The organism is Thiocapsa roseopersicina (assembly GCF_900106925.1).
In the GTDB taxonomy this organism is placed as follows: domain Bacteria; phylum Pseudomonadota; class Gammaproteobacteria; order Chromatiales; family Chromatiaceae; genus Thiocapsa; species Thiocapsa roseopersicina.
Map to the genome: position 1 here is coordinate 55,177 of NZ_FNNZ01000007.1, position 16,358 is coordinate 71,534.

14 protein-coding genes are annotated in these 16,358 nt (G+C 65.2%); 2 read left to right on the forward strand and 12 right to left on the reverse strand.

Annotation, left to right across the window (positions count from 1 at the left end; translation table 11 throughout):
* Nucleotides 1-16: 16 nt before the first annotated feature.
* Nucleotides 17-718, forward strand: a complete 702-nt coding sequence (locus tag BLV04_RS09340) for a cupin domain-containing protein (protein ID WP_093030463.1) — start codon at nt 17-19, stop codon at nt 716-718.
* A gap of 28 nt (nt 719-746) precedes the next feature.
* Here BLV04_RS09340 and fghA read toward each other — a convergent pair whose 3' ends face one another.
* The 5 genes from fghA to BLV04_RS09365 form a co-directional block, all read right to left on the reverse strand.
* Complete coding sequence (gene fghA, locus BLV04_RS09345) at nt 747-1,592, reverse strand: S-formylglutathione hydrolase (RefSeq protein ID WP_093030466.1); 846 nt, start codon at nt 1,590-1,592, stop codon at nt 747-749.
* Between the two features lie 159 nt (nt 1,593-1,751).
* Nucleotides 1,752-2,861: an S-(hydroxymethyl)glutathione dehydrogenase/class III alcohol dehydrogenase gene (locus BLV04_RS09350; RefSeq protein WP_093030837.1), complete on the reverse strand. Its 1,110-nt coding sequence runs from the start codon at nt 2,859-2,861 to the stop codon at nt 1,752-1,754.
* A 103-nt stretch (nt 2,862-2,964) separates the two neighbouring features.
* The gene (locus BLV04_RS09355; RefSeq protein WP_371828640.1) at nt 2,965-3,639 is read right to left on the reverse strand and encodes a uracil-DNA glycosylase family protein; all 675 of its coding nucleotides are present in this window, start codon (nt 3,637-3,639) and stop codon (nt 2,965-2,967) included.
* 26 nt (nt 3,640-3,665) lie between these two features.
* Nucleotides 3,666-4,247: a DinB family protein gene (locus BLV04_RS09360; protein ID WP_093030469.1), complete on the reverse strand. Its 582-nt coding sequence runs from the start codon at nt 4,245-4,247 to the stop codon at nt 3,666-3,668.
* The gene (locus BLV04_RS09365; RefSeq protein WP_093030472.1) at nt 4,244-5,917 is read right to left on the reverse strand and encodes a glutamine--tRNA ligase/YqeY domain fusion protein; all 1,674 of its coding nucleotides are present in this window, start codon (nt 5,915-5,917) and stop codon (nt 4,244-4,246) included. Before BLV04_RS09365 ends, BLV04_RS09360 begins: the two co-directional genes overlap by 4 nt.
* Before the next feature lie 402 nt (nt 5,918-6,319).
* On the opposite strand from BLV04_RS09365, the gene BLV04_RS09370 reads away from it, so the two are divergent.
* The gene (locus BLV04_RS09370; protein WP_093030475.1) at nt 6,320-6,643 is read left to right on the forward strand and encodes a DUF1840 domain-containing protein; all 324 of its coding nucleotides are present in this window, start codon (nt 6,320-6,322) and stop codon (nt 6,641-6,643) included.
* Nucleotides 6,644-6,666: 23 nt separating this feature from the next.
* Here the strand turns inward: BLV04_RS09370 and BLV04_RS09375 are convergent, their stop codons facing one another.
* The 7 genes from BLV04_RS09375 to BLV04_RS09405 all read right to left on the reverse strand — a co-directional run bounded on the left by BLV04_RS09375 (nt 6,667) and on the right by BLV04_RS09405 (nt 16,252).
* Nucleotides 6,667-7,341, reverse strand: a complete 675-nt coding sequence (locus BLV04_RS09375) for an SOUL family heme-binding protein (protein WP_245731816.1) — start codon at nt 7,339-7,341, stop codon at nt 6,667-6,669.
* Nucleotides 7,342-7,637: 296 nt separating this feature from the next.
* Nucleotides 7,638-8,636 (reverse strand): hypothetical protein, encoded by a 999-nt coding sequence (locus BLV04_RS09380; RefSeq protein ID WP_093030478.1) that lies wholly within the window; start codon nt 8,634-8,636, stop codon nt 7,638-7,640.
* Between the two features lie 50 nt (nt 8,637-8,686).
* Nucleotides 8,687-9,916, reverse strand: a complete 1,230-nt coding sequence (locus BLV04_RS09385; protein WP_175534561.1) for a polysaccharide deacetylase family protein — start codon at nt 9,914-9,916, stop codon at nt 8,687-8,689.
* Nucleotides 9,917-10,042: 126 nt separating this feature from the next.
* On the reverse strand, nt 10,043-12,133 hold the full coding sequence (glgX, locus tag BLV04_RS09390; protein WP_093030480.1) for a glycogen debranching protein GlgX: 2,091 nt from the start codon (nt 12,131-12,133) through the stop codon (nt 10,043-10,045).
* Between the two features lie 305 nt (nt 12,134-12,438).
* Nucleotides 12,439-13,590, reverse strand: a complete 1,152-nt coding sequence (locus BLV04_RS09395; protein ID WP_093030483.1) for an MFS transporter — start codon at nt 13,588-13,590, stop codon at nt 12,439-12,441.
* 200 nt (nt 13,591-13,790) lie between these two features.
* Complete coding sequence (aroC, locus tag BLV04_RS09400; protein ID WP_093030486.1) at nt 13,791-14,882, reverse strand: chorismate synthase; 1,092 nt, start codon at nt 14,880-14,882, stop codon at nt 13,791-13,793.
* Nucleotides 14,883-14,884: 2 nt separating this feature from the next.
* Nucleotides 14,885-16,252: a TolC family outer membrane protein gene (locus tag BLV04_RS09405; protein WP_093030489.1), complete on the reverse strand. Its 1,368-nt coding sequence runs from the start codon at nt 16,250-16,252 to the stop codon at nt 14,885-14,887.
* Nucleotides 16,253-16,358: the final 106 nt, after the last annotated feature.

Sequence of the window (16,358 nt, forward strand, 5' to 3'; positions counted from 1 at the left end):
CACGGTGAACACCCCCATGCAGACCAAAGAGACCCCACCCCCGCCGTTCCCGGCACTGGCCGACGTCAACGCCGACACGACGCAGCGCGTGGTGGTCGAGACGACGTCGATGACCTGGGAGGCCAGCCCGAGCGGCACCGTATGGCGCAAGCCGCTGTATCGACAGGGTGGCGAGTCCGGACCCGTGACCAGCCTGGTGCGCTACGCACCGGGCGGGGCCTTCCCGGAGCACGCGCATCCGCAGGGCGAGGAGATTCTGGTGCTCGACGGGGTCTTCTCCGACGAGCACGGCGACTACCCGGCCGGGACCTTCCTGATGAATCCCCACGGCAGTCGTCATTCACCGCGTTCGCAGACCGGCTGCACCCTGTTCGTGCGGCTGCGCCAGTACCCCGGCATGGATCGGCTGCGGCTGGTCGAGGACACGACCGCGACGGACAGCTGGAGACCCGGACTCGTGGACGGGCTCGGGGTACGCCCGCTCTATTCGCAGGGGGGCTATCCGGAGAGCGTGGCGCTGGTGCGCTGGGCACCGGGGACTCACTTCCAGCGCCACACGCATTGGGGCGGCGAGGAGATCCTGGTGCTCGAGGGCGAATTCGCCGACGAGCACGGCCGCTATCCGCAAGGGACCTGGATCCGCAGTCCGCACATGAGCCAACACACCCCGTTTTCGGATGCTGGGTGCCTGATCTACGTGCGCGTCGGCGGGCTATGACACAGGCCGATCGGGCGGACGCGCGAACTCAGCTGCGGGACGTCAGGGCGCGTGCGTGGTAAGCCAGATGCTCCCCGATGAAGGTGGCGATGAAGTGATAGCTGTGGTCGTAATCGGGCTGCATCCGCAGGATCAGCGGGATGCCGCGTTCCTTGCAGGCTTGCGATAGGGCCTCGGGTCCGAGCTGACCTTCGAGCAGGAACTCGTCGTCGGTGCCTTGATCGATGAACAAGGGCATCGGCTCGGCGCCCGCGCGGATCAGCTCGGTGGCGTCCCAGTCCTTCCAACTCGCCGGGTCGTCGCCCAGATAGGCGGCGAAGCAGCCGCCACCCCAGCCGGATTCGACCGGGTTGCAGATGGGCGCGAAGGCGGACACCGAGCGGTAGAGGCCGGGGTTCTTCAGTGCGCTGATCAGGGCGCCATGCCCGCCCATCGAATGCCCGGTGATGGAGCGCCGTCCGGGGATGAGCGGCAGCGCGCGCTCCACCAAGGCCGGCAGCTCCAGATTCACGTAGTCGAACATCCGGTAGTGCGCGGCCCAAGGCTCACGCGCGGCGTTGACGTAGAAGCCGGCGCCCTGCCCCAGATCGTATCGGTCCGGCGCGTCGGCCACCTGCTCGCCGCGCGGACTGGTGTCCGGCATTACAAGCGCCAGACCCAGCTCGGCGGCATACCGCTGGGCACCGGCCTTGACCCGGACGTTGTCGTCGGTACAGGTCAGCCCGGAGAGGAAATAGACCGTCGGAACTGCAGCGGCCTCGGCCTGCGGGGGCAGGTAGACCGAGAAGGTCATGCGGCAGTTGCAGACGGCGGAGTCGTGGATATAGCGCTCCAGCCAGCCGCCGAATTCGCGAATGCGTTCGATGCGTTCCATCTTCAGACCCTCGGAATACGATCAAGACTCGGAGTGGGTTGCATACCCCCCTCCCCGACCCTCCCCCGCAAGGGGAGGGAGTACGCGCAGACAAGGCATTAGGGTCTCCCCCTCCCCTCGCGGGAGGGGTCAGGGGGGAGGGGGTCTTCGCGGTGACGCTCAGAATAGAATCACGGAGCGGATACTCTCTCCGCTGTGCATGAGATCGAATGCGCGGTTGATGTCTTCGAGCGGCATGGTGTGGGTCACCATGCGGTCCACCTCGATCTCCCCGGCCAGATATTGCTCGACGTAGCCCGGGAGTTGGGTGCGGCCCTTGACCCCGCCGAAGGCGCTGCCCTTCCAGGTGCGGCCCGTGACCAGTTGGAAGGGTCGGGTGCGGATCTCCTGTCCGGCGCCGGCCACCCCGATGATGGTCGAGACACCCCAGCCCATGCGGCAGCACTCGAGCGCCTGTCGCATCACCTCCACGTTGCCGATGCATTCGAAGGAGTAGTCCACGCCGCCGCGGGTCATCTCGACGATGGCCTCGGTGACGCTGCCGGTCAGATCCTTCGGGTTGATGCAGTCGGTGGCGCCGAGCTGACGCGCCATCTCGAATTTGGCGGGATTCAGATCCACCGCGATGATGCGGGCCGCCTTCGCCATCACCGCGCCCTGGATGACGGAGAGGCCGATCCCGCCGAGTCCGAATACAGCAACGGTCGAGCCGGCTTCCACCTTGGCCGTATTCAAGACCGCACCGATGCCGGTCGTGATCCCGCAGCCGAGCAGGCAGACCTTATCGAGCGGTGCGGCGGGATTGATCTTCGCCAGGGCGATTTCGGGCACGACCGTATATTCGGAAAAGGTCGAGCAGCCCATGTAGTGAAAGATCGGCTTGCCCTTGTGCGAGAAGCGACGTGTCCCGTCCGGCATGTAACCGGTCCAGACGGTGGAGGCGATGGATTGGCAGAGGTTGGACTTGGTGGAACGGCAGTATTCGCAGTCGCCGCACTCCGGGATGTAGAGCGGGATGACATGATCCCCCGGTTTCAGGTCCTTCACGCCGGGTCCGCATTCCACCACCTCGCAGCCGCCCTCGTGACCGAGCACGCAGGGGAAGGCACCCTCCGGATCCTGTCCGGAGAGGGTAAAGGCATCCGTATGACAGACGCCCGAGGCGATGACCTTGAGCAGGACCTCACCCTCCTTCGGACCCTCGACATCGATCTCTTCGATGGACAGGGGCTTCGCGGGCTCCCAGGCGACGGCGGCTCTTGCTTTCATGGTTCTCTCCGGTGGTGATCGGCGGAAGGTGACGCCGCGGGCGCGACGCACAATCGATTGTTCCCAAAGAAGACCGATCGCGATGACGCGACCGAATTTCGCATCAAGCCGCGCCGATCCGACCGGCACGCGATGCTTGCGCCGCGGCCGACGCGGTCCGAATCTCCCGCCAGGCGGGGTGCACCTCGATCAGGGACAGCGCCTGTTCGAGCAGCGTCTTACCCGGCTCCATCTTGAACCAGGTCGAGGCGCCCGAGGGATGCGGGAGCGGGATGAGGTCGGCCTCCAAACCGCTCGGGGAGCGATAGGGCCACTGGGCTCCGACGACATCGTTCAGACGCTTGGACTCCATGAACTGGACGATGGCGAGCTTGCCGACCGGGATGATCAATCGGGGCCGTGCCAGCTCGACCTCCGTTTGCCACCAGCCGCTGCATCGCTCGACCTCGACGGCGTCGGGAACGCGGTCGCCGCCTTTCGGGTTCTTGCCGGGAAAGCAGCGGCAGACGGCGCTCATGAGGGCGCGCCTGCGAAAGGTCTGCTCGTCGATCCCGATGGACTCGAACCAACGAAAGAGCGTCTTGCCGGCGGTCCAGCAAAACGGAATGCCCTGCAGGATCTCGCGCGTGCCCGGGGCCTGACCGACCATCATGACCGGCGAGATGACCGCCTGACCGTGCACGGGCGGCCCCTGCATCCCGGAGCAGCGCCGACAGCCGACGAGATCGCGATACAGGTGCCCGAGCGCGTCGACGCCGTGAGTGCCCTGTCCCGCCATCATGTCACCGTCGTCATGGCCACCCGTCATGATTGGAGGCGCCGCAGGATCTTTTCGATCTGAGCGCGATGCGTCCGATTATGGATTGCGGCCACGGCGTGCCACTGACGTGCATTGAGCGGGCCGAACCAAGGATGCGGGTGCCGCTCGCGCGAGCGCAGCGCGCCCAGTCGCTGGACCACATCCGTGTAGCGCTCGACCGCGGCTCCCAACGCAACGATCCGATCCGGCCCGGCATCATCGTGCGGCCGGACGTCCTCCAGACCGATCTCGGCCCCGTGATTGTGATCCGTACAGATCGCGTGGATCAGGACCATCACGGCGGTGTTGACCATGACGAGATGATCGAGCGTCATGTAGACGGACCAGTCGCGACTGCTGTCCTCGATCCCCGGAAAGCGCGCGATCCGCACCCGAGCCCTCCCCTGCTCTTCCGAGAGACCTTGCGCCAGCGTTCTAGCCTGCAGGGCATCGCGCCGGAATGCCCGCAGGATCGCCGCCGGGGACACGAACGAGGCGTAGAGACGCAACCCGAGATCCGCGGCGCGACGCTCGTGCCAGGGGATCCCGGCAGGAGCGGCATCGAGATCGTCCTGCACGTCGCTCATGGGTGGCTCTTGCCCCAGGTATCGCGGAGTCCGACGGTGAGATTGAAGACGGGGCGCTGCGGCGTCGAATCGGCATCGACGACGAAGTAGCCCTCGCGCTCGAACTGAAAACGTGCGCCCGCTTCGGCACCCTGCAAGGTCGGCTCGAGAACAGCGTCGGTGAGGATGAGCAGTGAATCGGGGTTGATGTCGGGCCGGAAATCGGCCCCGCCTGCGCCCGGCACCGGGACGCGGAACAGCCGATCGTAGAGCCTGATCTCCGCCCGTACGCCATGCTCGGCCGACACCCAATGGACGACGCCCTTGACCTTGCGGCCTTGCGGGTCGCGGCCGAGCGTGTCCAGATCGGCGCTGGCCCGAAGCTCGACGATCTCGCCGTCGACATCCTTCACAACCTCCTCACACCGGATCACATAGGCATTGCGCAAACGCACCTCGCCGCCCGGGATCAGACGCTTGAAACCCTTGGGTGGGATCTCCTCGAAGTCCGCACGATCGATATAGATCTCGCGTGCGAACGGGACGGCTCGTTCGCCCATCGACGCATCTTTGGGGTGATTGTGGGCTTCGATCGACTCGGTCTTGCCTTCCGGATAGTTGACGATCACGACCTTCAGGGGACGCAGCACGGCCATCCGACGCGGCGCCGTCGCGTCCAGGTCTTCGCGGATGGTGCTTTCGAGCAGGGCCATCTCGACCAGGTTGTCGGACTTGGTGATCCCGACCCGCTCGCAGAAGTCGCGGATCGCACCCGGCGTGTAGCCGCGACGTCGCAGGCCGGCAACGGTCGGCATGCGCGGGTCGTCCCAGCCGTGGACATGACGCTCGCCGACCAGCTCGGTCAGGCGCCGCTTGCTCATGACCGTGTATTCGAGATTCAGCCGGCTGAACTCGATCTGACGCGGCTTGCAGGGCACCGAGACATTGTTCACGCACCAGTCGTAGAGCGGACGATGGTCCTCGAACTCGAGGGTGCACAGCGAGTGGGTGATGCCTTCCAGTGCGTCGGAGATGGGATGGGTGTAGTCGTAGGTCGGATAGAGACACCAGGCCGACCCGGTCTGATGATGGACGACACCGTGCTTGATGCGATAGAGCACCGGGTCTCGCAGGTTGATGTTCGGGGATGCCATGTCGATGCGCGCACGCAGGGTGCGGGCGCCGTCCGGGAACTCGCCGGCGCGCATCCGTTTGAAGAGGTCCAGATTCTCTTCGACCGTGCGATCGCGATAGGGACTGTCCCGGCCGGGCTCGACGAGGGTCCCGCGGTAGCTGCGGGTCTCCTCGGCATTCAGGTCGCAGACGTAGGCCAGGCCTTTCTCGATCAGCTCGATGGCGAACGCGTAGAGCTGCTCGAAATAGTCGGATGCGAAATAGACCCGCTCGCCCCAGTCGAACCCGAGCCAACGCACATCCGCCTGGATCGAGTCGACGAACTCGACGTTCTCCTTGTGCGGGTTGGTATCGTCGAAGCGCAGATTGCAGGTGCCCCCGAACGCCTGCGCAAGGCCGAAGTTCAGCACGATGGACTTGGCGTGCCCGATATGCAGATAACCGTTCGGCTCCGGCGGGAAGCGCGTGACGATGCGCGCGTGCTTGCCGGCGGCCAGATCGGCCTCGATGATCTGGCGGATAAAGTTGGTGCGTGGCGTCTCGACGGTGTCGCTCATGATGCTCTTAAACCGCGCCCAGCGCGGTATGCGATGTTTTTGGATGGGATCGGCCCCGACAGACTTGACGACTGTCGGAGCCGGCGCGGTTTAAGATATGAAAAATATATTATTTTAAACCGCGCCCCCCGCTAAGGACAGTGGATGGACCGAACCCTGAGCTCACCCGAAAGTCAGCATCTCGCTCTGGACGCAGTTTAACTGAGATCGGCGGGTGGGCCGTGCGATCCCCGAAGCGGCCCCGAGCACCGCATTCTAGCGCCTGCCGCTCGGATTGAAAGGGTCGCGGGCGGCTCGGGATCGCGTCCGACGTCATCGCGTGAACGACGCACTCGCCGCAGCGAGTTGCGCTATCCTGACCAACCCTCCGTCCAATACAGACTCAACCCGATCGAGGTTCTCATGCTGGTGACATTTCGAACCAAGGCGTATGCCGATATCACCATGTTCGGTGACGTGGCCGTCACGCTCCTCAAACTGATGGGACACAGCGGTGCGGTCCCCGGGGCGCTTATGCCGGAGGACATCCCGGCGGCCTTGGCGCGACTGAAGGCCGCGGTTGAAGAGCATGCGCAAGAGCCGCTCGACCCGACCCCGAGCGGTAGTCAAGGTGCTCCGCAAGACGTCAAAGAGGGCCAATACGTGAGTCTCGCGCACCGGGCACTGCCTTTGATCGAGCTGCTGACCGCAGCGGCTGCAGACAACGCCTATGTGATGTGGGATTGAAGCGCGCCCGACCGGGTTGTGGATCAGGGTTTCGCCCCGGTCTCCGCGACCTCGACCATGACCTCGTTTCGCCGCATAAACCAGAGCGAAAATGGAGAGTTGTAGCGCGCATAGACGGGCGCGGCGAGGGGCTTTAGGCCGGCCGCTTCGACGGCACGCAGGAGCCCGGTCTCGTTGTCGCGATAACTCGTCTCGGTCCAGCGTCCGGAATAGCGCCGCACCGCCATCAACTTGCCGGGCTCTTCACGCAACCGCACGCGCGGGTCGACGGGCTCGGGCAGGGTGTCCAGCGTAAACCGATCCGGCATGACGAAGCTGACCACGAAGGTCTCGCCCTCGGTCCCGCTCGCCGGGCGCTGTACCACGGGTGCGGTCATCTCGATGCGCTCGCCCCCGCCCGCCGCCGGCCGCTGGCTGACCGGCGCCGTCATCTCGATCTTGGTGTCCGCACGGTTGTCTCCGAAGATGTAGCCGGCGAGGATGCGAAACGCCTGATTCCCGGCCTCGTCGAAGGGACCGGCGACCTCGGTCTCGGCAACCGCATGCGGTGGATAACGACGAAGCTCGAAATCGGGAAAGGTGCGAGCAACCGTGTAATCGGGTTCCTCGACGGCCATCGCTTCGGTCCCTCCGAACAACATGAGAAGCGCGCAGACCAGGGTCGTCGTGCGCGGACTGGTGGATCTTGATCCAATCATCTGAGGTGCTCCTTGTTCAGGGTATCGACATCGCGCCTCGGACCGTGAAGATGGAGACGGGGGCGGGGAGGAGAAAGGTTTAGGGTGAAAGGTGAAGGGCCTAAGGTTAAATGGGGAAAGATGAGCGCACCTCGTTTCTCCACGCCAACAAGCTGCTCGGTCTGTTTCCAGAGCATCCGGCGCCGCTGGAGGCTGGTGCCTGGGGGCTGGGACCGACAGCTGAAACCGATGCCGGACCGCCAACGACAACACCGGCAACACTCCGCCGCATGGCCGCGCCAACGCCGCCTGCGCGCTCAGGCGTCAGGGCGATCGGAAAGGTCGGGCGGATTGAGCTCGAGAGCCCGCTTGATCAATTCCGGATCATCGACCCGAATGACGAGCTGAAAGCGACCTCCCGGTCCGACGCGGTAGGGGTGTCCGAAGAGGTCGATCAGCGAGCCGGGTGCAGCACAGCCGTTGATGCGCAGCTCGGCCTCGATCAACAGCTCCGTGCCGCCGGGCGTCGGCTGGCCGTAGCGCATCGGCGCAGTCGGCGATGCGCTCGCGCGCCGCTCGGGGGGATGAGCGGGCTCGGGGATGATGTCTTCGCCCCATGATGCAGAGACGGCGTCGCGCGGCGCGGGGGCTTCCGAATCGGGATCCGGGGACCTGATCGGCGATTGACCGATGTGATCGGGCTGCACCGGGATCTCGGCGCCCGGCGTGGCCCGGCGGTCGGGAACATGGCCAAGCTCGCGACCAGAGCCGAGATCAAGGCCCGCACGCCGTCGGGCCAAGACGTCGACGGCGCGGATTCCGGGCTGCTCGGTAACGACAGGCGGCGTGCCAAGCGGTTCTCGTGCCGCCGATGATGTCGGTGCTGCCGAGCCCTGCCTTGGAGGTTCGGTCCGGGGCGTCGCGGGCGGCGCCGGAGCCTCGATCGACGCATCGGAGGATGCCTCGAGTCGCTCGACGGGCTCCAAGCGGACATCGACACGCGCACCATGATCGAGAGCATTGGATCGAGCGAGCATCACCCAACCGCCCGACGCATCGCTCAGACCCAACTCCGCGTCGTAACGCGCCGGCCGCGCATCGACCGAAAAGACTTGCTCCCCGTGGCCGCCCGGGCCGCGCAGCTGCAGGGCGATTTCCTTCACCTGCGTTGCGCCGCCGGCGTGAAGACGCCGCAGGCGCAACACGGGCTCCGGCCTGGTGCCGTCGCGTCCGAATCCGGCCGCGGCCGGGACGACGTCTTCGCCCGAGAGGTGCCAGAAGGCGCAGAGTCCGCCGTCCCCTGCGCTCGCGAGCACGAGACGAGTCCCGCGCTCTCGTAAAGGGAACCGTGGAACGAGCGACCGCTTCACTTCGCGAGGCCGCCCAAACCATGCCCGGCCGCATCTTGACGGGACGGCTTCACGAGCGCGATCTCCGCCTCGTCCAATGCGAGCGACGCGTCATGGGTTCGTGCGTGCAGGTGCGGGATCCAGGAATCGCCCCAGAAGAGAAAACAGCTGGTCTCGGCCTCGAGGATCAAACGACGGGCGCGCGCGAGGTGCTCGCAGCACCGAGCGGTCGCGCCCGCAGATCCACGCTTGAGCTGCCAGTAGCGGGCACTCAACTGCGCCACCTCCGCGACGGCTTCGCGTTGGCGCTCGCTGCCCGCCCACTGGGAGAGATCCTCCCCGGAGGTGGATCCGACGTTCCAGGCGCCGGTTTGGACCTGTGCGTAGGCGGTCGGTGTCACCCGACCGAGATAGTCCGCGAGACGTACCGGGATAATCGAGCAGGTCCCGTCGCGGACCTGCTCCATATAGGGCGCGAAGAAGTGGCCGAAGAATCCGGATGGCTCGTGGGTCTGGCGAAACCAGCCGCCGTTCTCGCCGTCCGACCAAGTCGTGACCAGTCGTCTCTCGTCCGGCCGCGGCGAGCCTGCGGTCCGCCACAGAACCTCGTCGCGAAACCAACGTGGATTGAGCCCGCTCTCCTGGGCGTTGGAGACCTCGCGATCGCGCGGGACGACGCTGATGCACACACCCTCGTGGCAAGCGATGTAAGGGCGAAAGATGTCGCTGATGCCGTCCTCCGGGCGGACATGCACGCCGTCGACGACCACGTAGTCGTAGCCGGCCTGCACCAGCGCGGGGATCATCGCCATGGAGAAGGCCATCTCCGGGGGCCAAAAGCCGCGCGGGGCGCGACCGAAGACCTGCTCCATTTGTGCCCGCCCCGAGGCAAGCTGCTCCGACCAATCGGCATGCGGGATCAAAGGGAAGATGGGATGGGAATAGCCCATGCCGATCAGCTCGATGTTGTCGGCCTCGCGGTAGCGCGCGAGCATCTCCGGAATATCGACGATGTGACGATACCGATCAACGATCTCGGGATCGAGAAGCTGCTCGAGCAAGACACCTGAGAAACCGACATGAAGCCGTGCAACGTCGCGATACTGCAGGGCATAGCGCGGCACGCGCTCGTAGCAGCGAATGATCTCCTCGGCCTCCCGAGGATTGGCATCGATCAGGAGGCGCAGGTTGCCGGGCGGCTGGTGCATGTGCAACCCGAGGGCGTGATGGATGTCGGTCCGAGTCATGAATCACCACAGTCAGGGGGATGCCTGTATGGGTCGTCGGCGGTCGGCCTTCAGCGGGGGATGGGTTTCGCTACGCTCTACCCATCCTACGCCCTCGGAGCGTCGGCGTTCTTCTCTTCTTTCCGGTTAGCGTCCCTCGAAGATCTGAATACTGCGCGAGCGCACCAAGACGGCGTCTGTTTCGAGCGCGACCTGATCCTCGGGCAGGATCAGATCGGTCGGGCTGGCCCGTCCGGTGTCGAGTGCGGTGTGCCAACGACACTGCTCGATCGCCGGGATCTCGAAGCGCTTCGCCTCGGCATCCATGTTGATGAGCACGCAAAGCAAGTCGTCGTCTTGACGCGCGCGCGCCAAGGTGAAGGCGAGCACCCGTGCGTCCGGGTCGTCCCAGGGCGGAACGCCCGGCGTGGTTCCGTGCCAGACCACATCCGGAAGATCGCTGCCGTTGCGCGGCTGTCCGGACAGAAAGTGGCGGCGACGCAGACTCGCATGACGCTTGCGCAAGGCGATCAATCCGCGCACGAAGCGCAGCATATCGCCGTTGCGCTCGACCAACGACCAGTCGAACCAGCCCAGCGGGTTGTCCTGGCACCAGGTGTTGTTGTTGCCCTGCTGGGTGCGCAGGACCTCGTCTCCGGCCAAGAGCATCGGGATGCCTTGACTCATGAACATCAGGGTCAGGAGGTTCTTGGCCTGACGCCGGCGCAGCGCGAGGATCTCGGGGTTCTCGGTCTCGCCCTCGACCCCGCAGTTCCAGCTGAGGTGATTGTCGGTCCCGTCGCGATTGTCTTCGCGGTTGGCGCGATTGTACTTGCGCTCGTAGGAGACGAGGTCCCAGAGGGTGAAGCCGTCGTGGCAGGTGACGAAATTCACGCTGTTGATGGGCTGACGCAGGTTGGCCTGATAGAGGTCGCTGCTGCCTGCAAGCCGGGTCGCGATCTCCGGAACCAGCCCCGGGTCGCCGCGAACGAAACGCCGCACGCTGTCGCGAAAGCAGCCGTTCCATTCCATCCAGCGATAGCCGGGAAAACTGCCGACCTGATACAGACCGGCGGCGTCCCATGCCTCGGCGATGATCTTGGAGGCGTTGAGCGTATCGGAGAGCTCGATCGCCCAGAGCACGGGCGGGTTGGCCATCGGCCGGCCGTCCGAGTCCCGCGCCATCGCGCTGGCGAGATCGAAACGAAACCCGTCGACGTGCATCTCGCGGACCCAGTATTCGAGGGCGTCGATGATGAAACGGGACACGACGGGGTGATTGGCGTTGACCGTGTTGCCGCAACCCGTGAAGTCAAGATAGATGCGCTTGTCCAGGCTGTCCAGGCAATAGAAGGTCTCGTTGCCGAGCCCCTTGAAGCTCATGGTCGGACCGCCGTTGCCGCCCTCGCTGGTGTGGTTGAACACCACATCCAGGATGACCCCGATGCCGGCCTTGTGCAGGGCCTTGACCATGTCGCGAAACTCGCGCCGATGCGTGCCCTGCTCGGGCGTGACACAGTAGCCGGGATGGGGGGAGAAGAAGCCGAAGCTGCTGTAGCCCCAGAAGTTGCGCAGCCCCGCCTCCCAAACACCCGGCGGGACATCCTGCTCGTCGAACGCCATGACCGGCATCAGCTCGACATGGGTAATGCCGAGATCCTGCAAATAGGGGATCTTTTCGATCAGACCGAGGAAGGTCCCGGGATGATGCACGCCCGAGCTGGCATGGCGGGTAAAGCCGCCGACATGAAGCTCGTAGATGATCGTCTGCTCGGTCGGGCGGCGAATCGGGGTGTCGCCCTCCCAGTCGTACTCCTCGGCGAGAACTAAGGCGCGGGGCGAGTCATGCGGCTTGACCCCGTTGTTCAGGCGATTCCAACGATCCCAATGCGACAGGTTGACGGCGCGCGCCCATGGGTCGAGCAGCTCGGTGCCGGCATCGAAACGCCACCCGTGGGCACGGGGCTCGAACGGACCTTCCATACGCCAGGTGTAGTGCGTTCCCGGCGGCAGATCCACGACAAGAACATGCCAGTAGAAGAATGTGTGATTGACCTCCGGGTCCAGCCGGATGATCTGGAAGGGCTCCGCGCTGTCCGCGCTGCGATAGAGCAGCAGCTCCGCCCCGCAGGCATGGCGGCTGAACACGGAGAAGTTGACCCCGTCGTCTTCGACGCTCGCCCCGTTGGGATAGCGACGACCCGGAAGGATCTGAAAAGGACCTTGATCGACTGGCATGGCTGTGATGGCTGAGGTCAAACCGAGCGAGCTCGGTGCGGTTGGCGGCGTCGGCGGACCCGCGAAAGGCAATAGAATAACACGCGACCCTTTAACCCGGATCCGTGATGAGTCCCCGGATGCACGCTGATTGGACCTCGGGATGGATAAGACCCGGCCAGCGTCGTGACCGGTGCAGCACGGCAGATCTGTCGAAACCGTTCGTTGTCGTTGTCGTAATCGACGATCGATACGACTACGACCACGATTGCGACAACGACAACGAAAATGATCTCGGACGGTCTCGGAATCCCTGCACGGCTCCACTAACGGCGGGCAACCTTCGTCGCGGGACGATCCACCCAGCGCCAAGCCGCGAGCAGTCCAAGCGCGGCGGCACCGGATGCGATCCCGAAGGTGACCCCGGCGCCCTCGGCGCTCCAGAGCAACCCTCCGATCAGACTGCCGAGCGCCCCGCCCGCGCCGAAGCTCAGGCTGTTGTAGAGCGCCTGTCCGCGCCCCTGGGTGCGTCCGCGAAAATACTGATGGACGAGATGGATCGCCGCGGCGTGGAAGGTCCCGAAGGTGGCGGCGTGCATGAGCTGGGCAAAGATCGCCACCGCCGGGGTCGCGACGAAGGCGCCGATCAGGAGCCACCGCACCACCGCGATCGCCAGACTCCAGATCAGGACACGGCGCGCACCGAAACGCTCGAGCAGGTTGCGCATCACCAGAAACACCAGGACCTCGGCGATGACGCCGAGCGCCCAAAGCGCGCCGATCGCCGAGGTCGAGTACCCCACCGCTGCGAGATGGATCGAGTAAAAGGCGTAATAGATCCCGTGACTCGCCTGCATGAGAAAGCAGGCGGCGAGGAATGCCATGACGTCCGGACGCGCCAGGATCGAGCGCAACGACGGGGTGGCATGCTCCCCGGTGACGGGCGCGCTGTCCGGGACGGTCAGGGTCGAGAGCCAGATTCCGACGAAGAGGATCAGCACCCAGATCGGCACCACGCTCATCGGCGCGGACTCCAACTGAACGCCCAGGATCGCAACCACCAGGATGAATCCGACCGAGCCCCACAGCCGGATCAGGGCATAGCCGGCGGGCCGATGCCCCAGATGATTGAAGGTCACCGCCTCCATCTGCGGAAGCGAGGCATTCCAGAAGAAGCTGAACAGGACCATGGCGGCTGCGATGGTCCAGAAATCGTCGGCCGGAAAGACGCCGAGGAAGGTCACCGCCGAGACCATCGACGCGAAACGCACGATCGGCATGCGCCGACCGGTGATGTCGACGATGTGACCCCAAAGCATCGGCGCGACGATCTTGGTGCCCACCAGGATCGCCATGAGCTGGCCGATCGCCAGGGCGTCGAACCCCTTCGATTGCAGGTAGGGCCCCCAAAAAGGGACCAATGCGCCGAGCGCGGCGAAATAGAAGAAGTAGTAGCCGGAGAGTCGCCAGTAAGGCATCGCATCTGGCCGAGCGCTGAACCGTGTCCGCTGTGACATGCTTTCTTTGCGCCCTGGATCGACCTTACCTTGGCCCATCGGGGGCATCGTCGACGCGGTTCAGTTCATGGAAATCGTGACCGACCCGCATCGCGCCAACGTCGTGGGCGGGAATGACGCGAGACAGGCACCGAATCGGCGCCTGTCGCCGCGAAACCGGCTCAGGCGGCGATAGGCGGGGTGGGCGGCACCACGCCGGCGTTCTGGCCGCGGTGCCGCAGCAGGTGATCCATCAGGACCAATGCGAGCATGGCCTCGGCGATGGGTGTGGCCCGAATCCCGACGCAGGGATCGTGTCTTCCCTTGGTGACCACCTCCGTGGCCTGACCGGCGGTGTCGATGGTCCGACCGGGCAGCCGGATGCTCGAGGTCGGCTTCAACGCGATGCGCACCAGCACGTCCTGGCCCGAGGAGATCCCGCCGAGGATCCCGCCTGCGTGGTTGGAGAGAAACCCTTCGGGGGTCATCTCGTCGCGGTGCTCGGTGCCCTTCTGTTCGATGCAGGCGAAACCGGCGCCGATCTCCACACCCTTCACGGCGTTGATGCTCATCATGGCGTGGGCGATGTCGGCATCGAGCCGATCGAAGACCGGCTCGCCGAGACCCGTCGGCATGCCGCTCGCCACCACCGTAATGGCCGCGCCGATCGAGTTGCCTTCTTTGCGCAGGTCGTCCATGTAGGCCTCGAGACGAGGCACCGTCTCGGCACAGGGGCAGAAGAAGGGGTTGCGCTCGACCTGATCCCAATCGAGGCTCGCGGGCCGAATCGGGCCGAGTTGCGACAGATAGCCGCGCACCGAGATACCGGCGTGCTCGGCCAGATACTTCTTGGCGATTGCACCTGCCGCGACCCGCACGGCCGTCTCGCGCGCGGAGGATCGCCCGCCGCCGCGATAGTCGCGTCGGCCGTATTTCTGATCGTAGGTGTAGTCGGCGTGTCCCGGGCGATAGCACGCGGCGATCTCGGAATAATCCTTCGAGCGCTGGTCCTCGTTGCGGATCAGCAAGCCGATCGGTGCCCCGGTGGTGATGCCCTCGAACACACCCGAGAGGATCTCCACCGTATCGGACTCGCGTCGCTGGGTAGTGTGACGCGACTGGCCGGGCTTGCGCCGATCCAGGTCGCGCTGCAGGTCCGCCGCCGCGAGCGCGAGCCCCGGCGGACAGCCGTCGACGATCCCGCCGATGGCGGGCCCGTGACTCTCGCCGAAGCTGGTGAAGACGAAGAGCCGCCCAAAGCTGTTGCCGGACATGGTCAGTTAGCCGGCGGGGGAATCGTATCGGCGGGATTGAGCCAGGCATTGCCCCGCGCGAGGATCTCCCGCGTCAGGGTGCTGGTGGCTTGGTGTAGACGCACGCCGTTGAGGATGTAATCGTAGCGCGAGCTCAGGTAATCGAACTCGGCTTGGAACAGGGCGCGTTGCGCATTCAAAACGTCGACCTGGGTGCGGGTTCCGACCTCCTGGCCGGCCTCGGTCGATTCGAGCGAGGACCGAGCCGACACCACGGCCGCTTGTCGCGCCTTCACGTCCTCGATGCTCGAGATGACCCCGCGAAAGGCGTCCTTGACCTGTTGATCGACCTGCCTGCGTGTCGCATCGAGCTGATCCTGCGAGGCGCGGAAATTAAACCCGGCCTGGCGCGTTCTCGAGGCGACCGCGCCGCCCTGGTAAATGGGCACGTTGACCGTGAGGCCGACAAACCCGGTGTCCGAATCCGTGTTGAATTCGGCCCCCGAGCGAGCGACATCGTAGCCGGCCTGCAGGTTCACCGACGGGTAATATCCCGAGCGCTCGATCTGGATCCCCTTCTTGGCGGCACTCACCGCCTCGCTGGCGGCGATGATGCCGTAGTTCGAGCGACCGGCGGTTTCGGCCCAGATCTCGATGTTGTTGGGCTCGGGCGGGGTCAGCGGCAGCGTGTCGCCGAGTCGCGCGAGCGGAAGTTGGATCGGACCGACGATGGTGAGGAGCGCCTGCCAGGCATTGTCGAGCGTGTTCTTCGCCGTAATCAGGTTGGCACGCGAACGGTCGTATGCCGCCTGGCTGTCGTTCACATCCGTGATGGCGACCAGGCCGACCTCGAAGCGCTGCCGGGATTGCTCGAGCTGACGCTCGTCGGCGCGCACCAGTGCTTCCTGCACCGTCACCGCGTCGGCGGCGCGCAAGACCCCGAAGTAGCGATCCGCCGTATCGACCATCAAGGTGATCTGGGCGTCGCGGTATTGGGCCTCGGCCTGCGCGATGATGTTGTCGGTCTGTTTCAGGGTCATCCAGTTGGCCCGGTTGTAGACCGTTTGGCTGACGACGGCTTGGGCACCGTAGGTGCTGAATGAATCCGACCGACTGAAGCTCATTCCCTGCCCGGATGCCCCGCCGCTGGTGTTGCCGCTCGCGTCCACGCTTTGATAGTCGACATCGCCGACCACGCTCAGATTGGGCAGCAGAAGGGAGCGGGCCTGAGGCTTGACCTCGCGCGTTGCGAACAGGTCCTGCTCGGCTTGACGGATCTGGGGGTCGCTCTGAACCGCCAAGTCGTAGATCTGCAGGAGATCCTCGGCTTGGCTCGCCGATGCCAGACCGCAGAGCAATGCGGCGATCAGGGTCGAAAGGCGTGTTCGCATGTTGGATTCCTTGGTCGGGCTCGCGGGATCAGGTGATACCCTGAAGGCCATCAGTATAGGGGACAACAGGGCCGGCTCTCAATCCGCCGCCCCTCGCACAACCCGA